Genomic DNA, 12,418 nt, shown 5'->3' on the forward strand with positions numbered 1-12,418 from the left:
ACAAAGCGTGCAATAAAATCGGTAACCGGAGGTTTCTCCGGGCAAACTCGAGGATCCACGTGGGTTCCTGTTCTGGAGGGAGAATATCCTGATGAAGAAACACCTTATGACCGGACTTGCTCTGTCGTTCGGCGTGGCGATGAGCGGTGCGGCCCAGGCCGACATCGTGATCGCCACCGCCGGCCCGATGACCGGCCAGTACGCCTCGTTCGGCGCACAGATGAAGGCCGGCGCCGAGCAGGCCGTCGAAGACATCAACGCGAAGGGCGGCGTCCTCGGCGAGAAGCTGGTTCTGGAAGTCGGCGACGATGCCTGCGACCCGAAGCAGGCCGTGGCGGTCGCCAACCAGATGGTCGGTAAGGACATCAAGCTGATGGCCGGCCACTTCTGCTCCGGCTCGTCGATCCCGGCGAGCTCGGTCTACTCCGAAGAAGGCATCATCCAGATCTCGCCGGCTTCGACGAACCCGAAGTTCACCGACGAGCGCCCCGGCCCGGGCACCTACCGGGTCTGCGGTCGTGACGACCAGCAGGGTCAGGTCGCCGGCGCGTTCCTCGCCGAGAAGTTCGGCGACAAGAACATCGCCATCGTCCACGACAAGACTGCCTACGGCAAGGGCCTCGCGGACGAGACCAAGAAGTACATGAACGAAGCCGGCAAGGAAGAGGCCATGTACGAGGCCTACACCGCGGGCGAGAAGGACTACACCGCGCTGGTGTCCAAGCTGAAGCAGGCCAACATCGACGTCCTCTACGTCGGCGGCTACCACACCGAGGCCGGCCTGATCGCCCGCCAGATGCGCGACCAGGGCATGGACACCATGCTCGTCTCCGGCGACGCGCTGGTCACCGACGAGTACTGGCAGATCACCGGCGATGCCGGCGAGGGCACGCTGATGACGTTCTCGCCCGACCCGCGCAAGAACCCGGAAGCGAAGCCCGTCGTCGACGCGCTGGTGAATGCCGGCAAGACCGCAGAGGGCTATGCGCTCTACACCTACGCCGCCATCCAGGCGTGGGCCGCGGCCGCCGAGGAAGCCGGCACGACGGACTTCGACGAGGTCGTCGCCGAGCTCGACGCCCGTGACTTCGACACGGTGCTGGGCAGCCTGTCCTTCGACGACAAGGGCGACGTGACCCTGCCAGGCTACGTCTTCTACGAGTGGAAGGACGGCAAGTACGATTACATGCAGTAATCGTCAGCCGATCTGACTGACTTGAAAGCCCGGCCTCGCGCCGGGCTTTCTTTTTTATGACGGGCACCAGGCGTACCATGATGCCCATAGACCGGACTCAGCCGCAGGCCAGTGCGGGGGAACGCCGTGCCGGCGAGGCTCGTGGTTTCAACGAGGCACCGTCCGGCCGGCCCCCTCCCCGATCGCGATCTCCAGCACCAGCTTGCGCCGCACCGCGTCGGCGAAGCTTGTTTCACCGTCTACCGTCACCACGAAGCTGCCCGGCCCGATGATGATGCGGTCGGCGAACGCGCCTTCCAGGTCGTAGCCGACGGGACGGCCGCTGCAGGCGTCGGCGCGGCACAGGATGGCCAGCCCGTTGATGACGATGCCGGCCCGGTCCGCCTCGTGGCGCATCGTCGACAGCGGCGGCCCGTTCCAGGAATTTGCGCTGTCGGCGGACAGATCGATGACCTTGCGCAGGCCGCGGATGTCGTTCGTCTCGATCAGCTCGCGGGCCTTGCGGATCGCGCTGCCGATGGCGTTGCGACCGTAGGCCAGCCTGGGCTGCGCAAGCAGCGCCTCGGCGAAGGCGGCGGCGGATCCCGGCCCGTCGATGATCGTCCACGGCACGACCACCTCCTGCGAAGTCTGGTCGCCCCATTCCACGTAGGTCACCGCGATGCGCTGCAGCAAGCCGCCGGCGATCGCGTTCAGCACCTCGGAATGGGTGATCGCCGTGGCGTAGCCCTGCCGCTGGAACAGGATCTCGGCATTGTCGATCGAGCTCGACGCGTCGGCAAGCAGCACCAGTTCCAGGTCCACCTCCTGTTCCTGCGCAGACGCGAGAGGCGTCCAGGACACCAGGACGCCGAGGATTGCCGTGCGCAGAACCGCCATGCCCGCCATCATCAGTTCCTTCGGAAGGTGTGCGTTCGGCAAGGTTAGCCAAAAGTGCGCCGTTGGCCATGCCGGCTCGCACAAATGTCCGTGTCCGGCGTCCGCTCCCGGCTCTCGGGACGACCTGAACTTCGGGCGCAGACGCATTTGAAACACGCCGCGACCGAGCGGACATCATCGGGAAACATGTCCGGACTACTCCGAACTTCCACGCCGGATCCCTGTCCGGCGGCGCGACCGCACTTCGAAGGATCGACGAGATGAACGAGACAGCCCGTAGCACGACGCTGCGCCATGCCCGGCGCGACGACGCCGACGTGCTCGCCGAACTGGTCAACCACGCCGGCGAAGGCCTGCCGGTTCATTTGTGGAGCGGCATGGCCGACCCCGGCCAGACCGCATGGGACGTCGGCCGCGCCCGCGCCGCCCGCGACGAAGGCAGCTTCTCCTATCGCAACGCCACCCTAGTCGAATTCAAGGGCCGCGCCGCCGGCTGTTTCATCGGCTACGGGATCGGCAAGGATCCCGAACCGATCACCCGGGACATCCCGCAGATGTTCGTGCCGCTGACGGAACTGGAGAACATTGCCCTCAACACCTGGTACGTGAACGTCCTTGCCGTACTGCCGCCGTTCCGAAACCTCGGCCTGGGCTCGACGCTCCTGCGGGTGGCCGAGCGGACGGCTCGCTATCTCTGCAAGCCTGCCATGAGCATCATCGTGTCGGATGCCAACTCGGGTGCGCGGCGGCTCTACGAGCGGGTCGGCTACAGGGAGGTGGCCAGCCGCCCGATGGTGAAGGAGACATGGGTGAACGACGGCGAAGACTGGCTCCTCCTGAGGAAGGATCTCTGACCGTCGGATCAGGAATCGCAGCCTCGGCCGGATCGGCTGGAGTTCGGGTCACTGTGTCTTTCCGTTAGGCAACGTCCCCTTGAACCGCGGCCGCGCGGGGACTGGCGTCGGCTGCCCCACCCACACTGGGACGCGCAGCGCGATGAGGCACACCGCCATCCGCTTATATCCGGGTAACTGCGCGAGAGTTGCGCCGCGACGAGCTCTGCACTCAGGGACGAGGATCGGCGGCGACGGGCTCGCCAATCCCTACAAGCCCTCTTTGTGTTCGACCATATATGGGATATATTCCCGTTTATGGAAAGCTCGGCTCAGGACCAGATCGACCGTCGCATCGCCCGGCGACTGAAGGAGTTGCGGGCGCAATCGGGATGGTCACTGGATGAACTGGCCGGACGCTCCTCCGTCAGCCGCGCCACCCTCTCCCGGCTGGAGAACGCCGAGGTGAGCCCGACCGCCAGCGTGCTCGGCAGGCTTTGCGCGGCGTATGGCCTGCCGATGTCCCGCCTGATGATGATGGTCGAGGACGAATTTCCCCCGCTCGTGCGCCGCGACGAGCAGCCGGTCTGGTCGGACCGCTCGGTGGGATTCAGGCGCCGCTCGGTGTCGCCGCCGGCCCGGCCGCTGGCCGGCGAGGCGCTGGAATGCGACCTCGCGCCGGGGGCCGAGATCGTCTACGAAACCGCCCCCCGCCCCGGCCTCGAGCATCACCTGCTGCTGCTCGACGGCCGGCTCGACGTCACTGTCGGCGGGGTGACGCACGAACTCCGGCCAGGCGACTGCCTGCGCTACCAGCTTTCCGGACCCAGCACCTTCGCCACCCCGACGGGCGCCGGGGCCCGCTATGTCCTGTTCATGGTCTGACGCCGATGAACGACCATGTCGCCGAGATCTCGATCCTCTCCCCAGTCGAACTCGAGGCCCACTTGTTCGATCTCGCCGACCTGCTCCACGCCTGCGTCCATGCCGGCGCCAACATCAACTTCGTGCTGCCCTTCTCGCAGGACCAGGCGATGGACTTCTGGCGGCAAAAGGTGGTTGCCCCGGCCAGGGCCGGGACACGCGTCGTCTGGGTCGCCCGGACGAGCGGGGACATCGTCGGGTCGGTACAGCTCGACACTGACACGCCGCCGAACCAGCCCCATCGCGCCGAAGTCACCAAGCTGCTCGTCCATCCCGATTTCCGCCGCCGCGGGATCGCCCGAAGGCTGATGGCCGACCTGGAGCGCCATGCCGCCGGCCTTGGCCGTTCGCTCATCACGCTCGACACGCGCACCGGCGACAAGGCCGAGCCGCTTTACGTCTCGCTCCGCTATACCGTGGTCGGGACGATCCCTGATTTCTGCCGCGACCCCTTCGAGGACCGATTGCATCCGACCACGATCATGTACAAGCTCCTCTGAGCCCGCCGCAGGCCGCGACGCGGAAATTGCATCGACTGATCTCCTCCAGACGACGGAAACGACCCGATGAATCCCGGTCCGAAGAACCTTCTCACCGATGTTCCCGGCCTGTCGGTCGGCCATGCCGACGACGACGCGCTGATGTCGGGGACCACGGTCATCCTCTGCGACCAGGCGACCGTGGCCTCCGTCGACGTCCGGGGCGGTGGGCCGGGCACGCGCGACACCGAGTTGCTGGCCCCGGAGATGACGGTGCCCGGCGTCGATGCGATCGTGATTTCCGGCGGCTCCGCCTATGGCCTTGATGCAGCGTCCGGCGTCCAGGCCTGGCTGCGCGACAAGGGGCGGGGCTTTCCGGTCGGCCCCGTCACCGTGCCGATCGTACCGCAGGCGATCCTGTTCGACCTGATCAACGGCGGCAACAAGGACTGGGGCAAGTTTCCGCCCTATCGCGATTTCGGCTGGGCGGCCTGCGACGCGGCCGGGCAGGACTTCGCCATCGGATCGGTCGGCGCGGGGCTCGGCTGCACGACGGCCAGCCTGCGCGGCGGCCTCGGCTCGGCCTCGATGGTCACGGAGGACGGCTTCACGGTCGGGGCCATCGTCGCGGTCAACTGCGTCGGCCGGGTCGCGATGGGCGACGGACCGCACTTCTGGGCGGGCGCCTGGGAGGTCGGCGACGAATATGGCGGCTACGGACTGCCGCCGCGCGCAAGCGACGAGGCCCTCATCCCCTATTCCAAGCTCGACGCCCTGTCGGCGACCACCCCTGCCCTTGTCGCCACCGACGCGGTGCTGACCAAGGCGGAGGCCAAGCGCCTTGCCGTCATGGCCCAGGACGGCATGCCGCGCGCCATCCACCCGGTCCACACGCCGCTCGACGGCGACACCGTCTTTTCTCTGGCGACCGGCAAGCGCGAGATGACCGATCCGGTCGTCGACATGATGCGGATCGGTGCCGCCGCCGCCCGCTGCCTCGCCCGCGCCATTTCCCGCGCCGTCTACGAGGCCGGGCAGGACGGTCGTGGCCCGCAGAAGTGGCCGGCCTATCGCGATCGCTTTCCGCGCTAAGCCTTGGGGGATTACGGACAAGCCTGTGCCCCCTCACCCGGCGCGATGCGCCGACCTCTCCCCCCCCCGGGGAGAGGTGGATGCAAGCTGCACCCGCAATGCAGGAGAGAATCGGCCGGTTCTCCAGCAACCGCCGGAAATCGTGAAGCGCAACAACAGCGGCAAGCTCCGCCGCCACCTCTCCCCGGCGGGGAGAGGTCGGGCCGAAGGCCCGGGTGAGGGGGCTCGGGCCCGTCCGCAATCCGCGGGACGAACCGGCTATACGGACCGGTTTCCGCGGTCGGCCGTAGCGTCCCGCGTGGCACCACCGGAGCCCAGGGTCAGCATCCGCCGCCAGCGGCCCGGCGAAATCCCGTAGGCGCGCTTGAACTGCCGCGTCATGTGGCTCTGGTCGGCAAAACCGGCGTCCGCCGCAACCTCGGCCAGGGCGGTTCCCGCCCGGATCGCAACGCGCGCCTGCTCCAGCCGGCGCATCGTCAGATAGCGGTAGGGGCTGGTGCCGAAGCGGAAACGGAACTGCCGGGCCAGCGTGTACCGGTCGATGTCGGCGACCGCCTCCAGCTCCGAGGACTGCACGCCGCGCCGGAAGCTCTCGTCCAGGACCGCTCTGGCCCTGTCGGTCGCCACCACGCAGGCCGCGGACGGCGGCCTCGACTGCGACGCAGAGCGATCCAGGCTGAGCAGCACCTCGGCGATCGACATCACCACCAGGTCGATCTCCAGCGATTCCAGTGGGCGGTGGAAATCCGCGAAGGCGCGCCGCACCGCGTCGACGACACGAGCCTCGCTGGAGACGGCCGAGCGGACGAACGGCAATGCGACGGCGCGGTCGCCGAGCGCGTCGCGAACGGCACCCGGTGCGACGTAGAGCATCCGGTAGACGAACCCCTGTTCGACCCCTGCCCGGCCGTTGTGCACCTCGTCGGGATGCACCACCATCGCGTTGCCCGCGACGCTGTCGGCGCGCGCCCCCCGGTAGTCGAAGCACTGCACGCCGGAGACGGTATAGCCGACCGCGTAGGTGTCGTGCCGGTGCGGATCGTAGGCGTGGCCGGAGAAATAGGCCTCGATGCGTTCCAGCCCGTCGGCTCCCGGCGCCGCGCGGATCCAGTCGGTGCCGGAGACACCGGATGCTCCGCACGATCGTTCAATACGGCCGACGGCAACCTGCGGCATGGTCCCCTCATGCGCTTCCAAACAAAGATCGCGGTCGTTCTACGCGACGACCTTCCCGTCTGGCAAAAGCTGAACGTCGCCTGCTTCCTGTCCGGCGGCATCGTCGGCGCCAATCCCGAAACGATCGGCGAGCCCTACAGGGACGCAAGCGGCGTCGCCTATGGCCCGATGATCCGACAGCCTGCGATGGTGTACGCCGCGGGCGCTGCGGACCTGCAGAAGGTCCTGCAGCGGGCGCTGAGCCGCGGCATCGCGCCCACGGTCTTCACGCTCGACCTGTTCGCCACGATGAACGACGCCGACAACCGCGCCGCCGTGGCAGCCGTGGCCACGCAGGATCTCGATCTCGCCGGTCTCGGCCTCTACGCGGAGAGCAAGATCGTCGACAAGGTGATCAAGGGCCTGAAGCTGCACGGATGAGCGGCCCTGCGCCGTCGGCCTGTGGTCACCCTCCATCCCCGTTGCCCGACCGCATGGTTGACAGCCCGCCGACCAGAACATAACAAGAACAAAAATCAGACGGCGGACGGCAAAGGGCGATGGCGATGTTCGTGGTGCTCCTCAGATTTTCTGATGGCAAGCCGAAGGCTCCCGACTTCATGCAGGGCCACAATGACTGGATCAAACGCGGCTTCGACGACGGCGTGTTCCTGGTCGTCGGCAGCCTGCAGCCCAACGCCGGCGGGGCCATCGTCGCCAGCAACACCACGCGTTCCGAACTGGAATCCCGGGTGAGCGGCGACCCATTCGTCATGGAAGACGTGGTGACGGCGGAGATCCTGGAAATCACGCCGGCCAAGGCCGTCCCCCGCATGAGCTTCCTGCTCGGGTGAACGCGCCTTGCCTCGCCAATGGTGATGCCCCCTCGCCCGGCGCTGCGCGCCGACCTCTCCCCGCCGGGGAGAGGTGGGAACACGCTGTACCGTCCATATGCGACAGGTCCGCAGGAGTGCCGTCGGTAGCCGGAAACCGCCGAAGCTGAAGATCGGTATCGCTCCAATCGCCACCTCTCCCCGGCGGGGAGAGGTCGGGCCAAAGGCCCGGGTGAGGGGCGGAGGCGCCGGTCCGCCCTACTCCGCAGCCTCCAGGACCGGAGACGGCGTCTCGCGGCCGGCAGGCGCCGTCCACTGGCGCATCAGGCCGGCGTGGCGCAGCCGGGCCTTCTCGATGTTGGCCGCCTTCACCGGGCCGTAGCCGCGGATCATGTCGGGCACCCGGGCGATCTCGACGGCCAGGCCGAGCCGCTTCCTCGTGAGCCCGGCCGTCAGCGCCTCCAGCGTCGCCTCGTACTCGGCGATCAGCGCCCGTTCCTCGCGGCGCTCGGCGGTGTAGCCGAACGGATCGGCCCAGGTGCCGCGCAGGCCCTTCAGCCTGGCAAGGCCGCTGAACAGCTTGAACACCCACGGGCCGAAGGTGCGCTTGGCCGGCCGGCCGGTACGCGGATCTGTGCGCGACAGCAGCGGCGGGGCAAGCTGGACGGAAACCTTGCCGCCGTCCTCGAACTGGCGCCTGAGCGCCGCCTCGAATTCGGGCCCGGAATAGAGCCGGGCGACCTCGTACTCGTCCTTGTAGGCCATCAGCCGGTAGAGCGATTCCGCGGCCGTGCGCGTCAGCTTGTGCGCGGTGTCGCCCCCGGTCCCGTCCAAAACCTCTTCCTCGACGGCGCGCACTTTCGCGATCCGGTCGAGGAACCGTTGGGCGTAAGACGCGTCCTGATAGGCGGTGAGTTCGCCGGCAAGGAACGCGATCCTCTCGTCGAGCGACATGTCGGCGGCCTTGCGGGGCTGTTCCAGAAGCCCGTCGAACAGATCCTTGCGCTCGGCAAGCAGCCGGCCCGCGGCGACGGCGCGAATGTTCGCGTCGGCGGCGGCGCCGTTCAGGCGGATCGCCTTTTCGATCGCGCCCAGCCGCACCGGGATCAGGCCCTTCTGCCAGGCGAAGCCGACGAGCATCATGTTGGCGAAGATCGCATCGCCCAGCACCGTCTCGGCGAGCCGGGCGAAGTTCGCCTTGTCGGCGCCTGCGACCGCCTCGCGGATCGTCCGCGACAGGCGGTAGGGATTGTAGCTCTGGGTCTGGTGCAGGACGAACTCCGCGGTCGGCGCGATGTCGGCATTGAGGATGGCACGGGTGCGGTCCGGCGCGCTCAGCGACAGCGCCTCGGCGCCCGCGGCCACGATCATGTCGGTGCCGAGCAGCAGGTCCAGTTCGCCAACCGGCACCCGCGGCCCCTCGATGGCGACGTCGCGGGCTGCGAGCCGCACATGGGAGGTCACCGGCCCGTTCTTCTGGGCCAGGCCCGTCATGTCGAGCGTCGAGGCGTTCATGTTGTCCAGGTGGGCGGCGGTCGCCAGCACGGCGGCGGTCGTGGTGACGCCCATGCCGCCGATGCCGGTCAGCAGCACGTTCACCGGCCGGTCGCCGATGGCGATCGCGGGCTCGGTCAGCTCGGCGGCAAGCGCGGCGATATCGAAAGTCGCGCCGGCGGCCTTGCGCGGCTCGGCGCCCTCGACCTGCACGAAGCTCGGGCAGAAGCCCTTCAGGCAGGAATAGTCCTTGTTGCAGCTCGACTGGTTGATGCGCCGCTTCTCGCCGAACTCGGTCTCCAGCGGCTCCACGGATATGCAGTTCGACTGCACGGAGCAGTCGCCGCAGCCCTCGCACACGCGCGGATTGATGAACAGCCGCAGGTCCGGGTTCTCGTATGCGCCCTTCTTGCGGCGGCGGCGCTTCTCGGCGGCGCAGGTCTGGTCGAAGACGATCGCCGAGACGCCGGCGAATGCGGCGAGCTCGTCCTGGGTCTCGTTCAGTTCGTCGCGGTGCTTCAGCGGCACGCCGGCCGGCAGGTCGGACGGCGAATAGAGCTGCGGCCGCTCCGACAGCAGCACGATGCGCTCGACGCCCTCGGCCTTGAGCTGGGCGAGAAGCTGCGGCACGTCGAGCGGCCCGTCATGGGTCTGGCCGCCGGTCATCGCGACGGCATCGTTGTAGAGGATCTTGTAGGTGATCGGCGCCTTCGCGGCGACCGCGGCGCGGATCGCAAGGATGCCGGAATGGAAGTAGGTGCCGTCGCCGAGGTTCACGAACATGTGGCGGTCGCCGGAGAAGGGGAACTGGCCGAGCCAGTGCGCCCCCTCGCCCCCCATCGCGATCAGGCCTTCGGTGGTGCGGCCGCTCACCTCGGTCATCGCGTGGCAGCCGATGCCGGGCATCGAACGCGAGCCCTCCGGCGTCACGGTCGAGGTACTGTGCGGGCAGCCCGAGCAGAAATACGGGGTGCGCTGCGCGTCGGTGCCGTGCGCGCCGCCCCAGCTCTGCCGGGTCTCCAGGCGCCTGGCGCCCTCCTCCATCTGCGGGCGCTGCGCGTCCTTCGGAAGGAACTCGAGAAGCGCCGGCGCGATCTCGGCGGGGCCGCATTCACGCACCTCCGGCAGCAGTTCGCGCCCGCTCGGCTGCAATTTGCCCCAGATCTCCGGCCGCTCACCGGCCGACCAGTGGAACATCAACTCCTTGAGCTGCGGCTCGATCACGGCGCGCTTGTGCTCGACGACCAGCAGCCGGTCGAGCCCGCGCGCGAACGCCGAGATCGCCTCGGGCTCCAGCGGCCACGGCATCGCGACCTTGTAGACGGCCAGGCCGATGTCCCGGGCCACCGCCTCGGTGATCCCCATCAGTTCCAGCGTCTGGCGCAGGTCGCGGTAGGCCTTGCCCGTGGTGACGATGCCGAACCGGGGCCGCTCGGCGCCGAACACCTTGCGGTCGAGCCGGTTGGCCCGCGCGTAGGCCTTGGCTGCCGGCAGCCGCAGCGTCCGGGTCAGCACCTCGGTCTGGTGCCGGGTGGCGAGCGTCAGCGCGGTGTTGAGTTCGGCGGCCTTGCGCGGATCCTCGTGGTCGAGCGGCCGCCTGATCGTCAACCGGTTCGGGTCGACGTTGACGATACCGGAGGAATCCATGGTGTCGGCGAGCGCGATCAGCGCTACCCACAGCCCCGAGTAGCGCGACATGGCAATGCCGTGCAGGCCATAGTCGAGCACGTCCTGCAGGTCGGACGGGTTCAGGATCGGGATTTCGGAGTGGATGAAGGCCTGCTCGGACTGGACAGGCAGCGACGAGGACTTGGCGAGATGGTCGTCGCCGGCAATGGCCAGCACGCCGCCGGCTGCCGCGGTGCCGCTCGCGTTGGCATGGCGCAGCACGTCACCGGCCCGGTCGACGCCCGGGGCCTTGCCGTACCAGATTCCGAACACGCCGTCATAGTCGGTCCTGCCGGCGATCCCGACTTTCTGCGTGCCCCAGACGGCGGTTGCGGCAAGTTCCTCGTTCAAACCCGGATGGAAGACGAGGTCGTGACTGTCGAGGAACCGCTGCGCGCGCTCGAGCTGCTGGTCGTAGCCGGCCAGCGGCGAGCCGCGGTATCCGGAGATGTAGCCGCCCGTCTTCAGGCCGGCGATCCGGTCGCGCCGGATCTGGTCGAGCGGCAGCCGCACCAGCGCCTGGATCCCGGTCATGTAGACCGGTCCGCGCTCCCGCACGTACTTGTCGTCGAGCGTTGCTTCGCGGACTATCGCGTTCATCCGAACCTCTTGGTCTTTCGCCTCTCGCCGGCGCCGTCCTCCTGCAGGAACAAACGCCGATGCCGGTCGCCCGGTTCGACTCCGGGCCCACGAACAAGACCAATATATTGCGGTTCCGGCGGAACATCTGTGCTATCCTTGTCCCGGAGATCGCCACTGATGCAAGGATGTTCCGCAGCATGACTGTTCGGGAAAAAATATCGCTCGATGCCGGCGACATCAGGATTCTTCGCGAACTGCAGCGCGATTCCTCCCGCCCGGTCGCCGAGATCGCCAAGGCGGTGAACATGTCGCAGACGCCGTGCTGGCGACGCATCAAGCGGCTGAAGGAGGCCGGCGTCATCAAGGCGACCGTCGCCCTGCTCGACCGCGAGGCGCTGGGCCTCGATTTCGTCTCCTACGCCTTCGTCAAGCTGTCGCTGCCCAGCCGCGCCAACATGGAAACCTTCGACCGGATGATCCAGGGCTGGCCGGAGGTCGTGTTCTGCGAGAGGGTGACCGGCGCGGTCGACTACATGATCAAGGTGGTCGTGGAGGACATGCGCGCCTACGACGAATTCCTGCGCTTCCGGCTGCTGGATTCCGAACTCGTCTCCGACGTGCAGAGCCGCATCGTCGTGTCGACGGCAAAGGACTCCACGGAATTGCCGTTGCGCGAGGATTGAAGGCGCCGCCTCAATACCCGTCCCCACGGACCGGCAGCCGGTACCGCAGCCGCCGTTCTGTACCCCGCATCACGTCCGGGCGCAGGCCTGTCATATGACGTCGTCACTCCAACAAGCCGCAGCTTACGTCACGGCCCCCGAGCCGGGACCGAGGCCCCCCACGGCACAGCGTGCGTGCGTCACACCCTCACCTCGCCTCAACTTCCGCTCATCCTCGTGACGACGGGGATCAGCTCCCCCCCCCCGGCGCAGCCGCCTTGCGGCACGTCAGCGCCTCTCCTGACCTCAGCCGTCATGCCCGGCCTTGTGCCGGGCATCCACGGACAGCCACCGCCGCGGAGAAGACGTGGATGGCCGGCACGAGGCCCGCTATGACGAGCGGGGACGCAGTCGAGGTTGGCGCGGACTGTCGATTTCCGTAGGCCTGCCAGCCCCTTACCGGAAACCCGCCGCCAATTTTATTCACACTCTTCAGAACGCGCGTATGCTCATCGCATCTCTCCCATGCGGGGGCGTGTCCGGTACCGACACGGACCACGCGGGAGGGAGCGGCGCCTCCAGCAGGCCGTGCATGTCGGCACGCCGGCTCGGGGAGGCTCCC

At 68.0% G+C, this 12,418-nt stretch carries 11 protein-coding genes; 8 read left to right on the plus strand and 3 right to left on the minus strand.

The features are described from left to right. The first annotated feature begins 91 nt into the window (after positions 1 to 91). Positions 92 to 1,195, plus strand: a complete 1,104-nt coding sequence (locus V3328_RS24150; RefSeq protein ID WP_340332288.1) for a branched-chain amino acid ABC transporter substrate-binding protein — start codon at positions 92 to 94, stop codon at positions 1,193 to 1,195. Positions 1,196 to 1,342: 147 nt separating this feature from the next. On the opposite strand, the gene V3328_RS24155 is transcribed toward V3328_RS24150, so the two are convergent. Further along, a complete protein-coding gene (locus V3328_RS24155) occupies positions 1,343 to 2,083 on the minus strand; it encodes a DUF1194 domain-containing protein (RefSeq protein ID WP_340332289.1) in 741 nt (246 codons plus the stop codon). A 251-nt stretch (positions 2,084 to 2,334) separates the two neighbouring features. Here V3328_RS24155 and V3328_RS24160 point away from each other — a divergent pair, with 251 nt between their 5' ends. From V3328_RS24160 to V3328_RS24175, 4 genes are all read left to right on the plus strand, one after another. Further along, a complete protein-coding gene (locus V3328_RS24160; RefSeq protein ID WP_340332290.1) occupies positions 2,335 to 2,928 on the plus strand; it encodes a GNAT family N-acetyltransferase in 594 nt (197 codons plus the stop codon). Between the two features lie 297 nt (positions 2,929 to 3,225). After that, positions 3,226 to 3,792, plus strand: coding sequence for a helix-turn-helix domain-containing protein (locus tag V3328_RS24165; protein WP_340332291.1), 567 nt, complete (start codon positions 3,226 to 3,228; stop codon positions 3,790 to 3,792). Between the two features lie 5 nt (positions 3,793 to 3,797). Then, entirely contained in the window at positions 3,798 to 4,331 is a 534-nt protein-coding gene (locus V3328_RS24170) for a GNAT family N-acetyltransferase (protein WP_340332292.1), read from the plus strand. A 66-nt stretch (positions 4,332 to 4,397) separates the two neighbouring features. Beyond that, positions 4,398 to 5,402, plus strand: a complete 1,005-nt coding sequence (locus tag V3328_RS24175; RefSeq protein WP_340332293.1) for a P1 family peptidase — start codon at positions 4,398 to 4,400, stop codon at positions 5,400 to 5,402. Between the two features lie 258 nt (positions 5,403 to 5,660). Here V3328_RS24175 and V3328_RS24180 read toward each other — a convergent pair whose 3' ends face one another. Then, the gene (locus V3328_RS24180) at positions 5,661 to 6,578 is read right to left on the minus strand and encodes an AraC family transcriptional regulator (RefSeq protein WP_340332294.1); all 918 of its coding nucleotides are present in this window, start codon (positions 6,576 to 6,578) and stop codon (positions 5,661 to 5,663) included. Between the two features lie 9 nt (positions 6,579 to 6,587). On the opposite strand from V3328_RS24180, the gene V3328_RS24185 reads away from it, so the two are divergent. Both V3328_RS24185 and V3328_RS24190 read left to right on the plus strand, forming a co-directional pair. Further along, complete coding sequence (locus V3328_RS24185; RefSeq protein ID WP_340332295.1) at positions 6,588 to 6,998, plus strand: DUF2000 family protein; 411 nt, start codon at positions 6,588 to 6,590, stop codon at positions 6,996 to 6,998. Positions 6,999 to 7,123: 125 nt separating this feature from the next. Continuing rightward, the gene (locus V3328_RS24190; RefSeq protein WP_340332307.1) at positions 7,124 to 7,411 is read left to right on the plus strand and encodes a YciI family protein; all 288 of its coding nucleotides are present in this window, start codon (positions 7,124 to 7,126) and stop codon (positions 7,409 to 7,411) included. Between the two features lie 237 nt (positions 7,412 to 7,648). Here V3328_RS24190 and V3328_RS24195 read toward each other — a convergent pair whose 3' ends face one another. Continuing rightward, complete coding sequence (locus V3328_RS24195; RefSeq protein WP_340332296.1) at positions 7,649 to 11,152, minus strand: indolepyruvate ferredoxin oxidoreductase family protein; 3,504 nt, start codon at positions 11,150 to 11,152, stop codon at positions 7,649 to 7,651. Positions 11,153 to 11,331: 179 nt separating this feature from the next. Here V3328_RS24195 and V3328_RS24200 point away from each other — a divergent pair, with 179 nt between their 5' ends. Beyond that, a complete protein-coding gene (locus tag V3328_RS24200; protein WP_340332297.1) occupies positions 11,332 to 11,817 on the plus strand; it encodes an Lrp/AsnC family transcriptional regulator in 486 nt (161 codons plus the stop codon). Positions 11,818 to 12,418: the final 601 nt, after the last annotated feature.

It is taken from the genome of Microbaculum marinum (genome assembly GCF_037855135.1).
In the GTDB taxonomy this organism is placed as follows: domain Bacteria; phylum Pseudomonadota; class Alphaproteobacteria; order Rhizobiales; family Tepidamorphaceae; genus Microbaculum; species Microbaculum marinum.

Coding starts and splice junctions, on each gene's coding strand:
- V3328_RS24150 (WP_340332288.1), top strand. CDS start 92: ATGAAGAAACACCTTATGACCGGACTTGCTCTGTCGTTCGGCGTGGCG.
- V3328_RS24155 (WP_340332289.1), bottom strand. CDS start 2,083: ATGGCGGGCATGGCGGTTCTGCGCACGGCAATCCTCGGCGTCCTGGTG.
- V3328_RS24160 (WP_340332290.1), top strand. CDS start 2,335: ATGAACGAGACAGCCCGTAGCACGACGCTGCGCCATGCCCGGCGCGAC.
- V3328_RS24165 (WP_340332291.1), top strand. CDS start 3,226: ATGGAAAGCTCGGCTCAGGACCAGATCGACCGTCGCATCGCCCGGCGA.
- V3328_RS24170 (WP_340332292.1), top strand. CDS start 3,798: ATGAACGACCATGTCGCCGAGATCTCGATCCTCTCCCCAGTCGAACTC.
- V3328_RS24175 (WP_340332293.1), top strand. CDS start 4,398: ATGAATCCCGGTCCGAAGAACCTTCTCACCGATGTTCCCGGCCTGTCG.
- V3328_RS24180 (WP_340332294.1), bottom strand. CDS start 6,578: ATGCCGCAGGTTGCCGTCGGCCGTATTGAACGATCGTGCGGAGCATCC.
- V3328_RS24185 (WP_340332295.1), top strand. CDS start 6,588: ATGCGCTTCCAAACAAAGATCGCGGTCGTTCTACGCGACGACCTTCCC.
- V3328_RS24190 (WP_340332307.1), top strand. CDS start 7,124: ATGTTCGTGGTGCTCCTCAGATTTTCTGATGGCAAGCCGAAGGCTCCC.
- V3328_RS24195 (WP_340332296.1), bottom strand. CDS start 11,152: ATGAACGCGATAGTCCGCGAAGCAACGCTCGACGACAAGTACGTGCGG.
- V3328_RS24200 (WP_340332297.1), top strand. CDS start 11,332: ATGACTGTTCGGGAAAAAATATCGCTCGATGCCGGCGACATCAGGATT.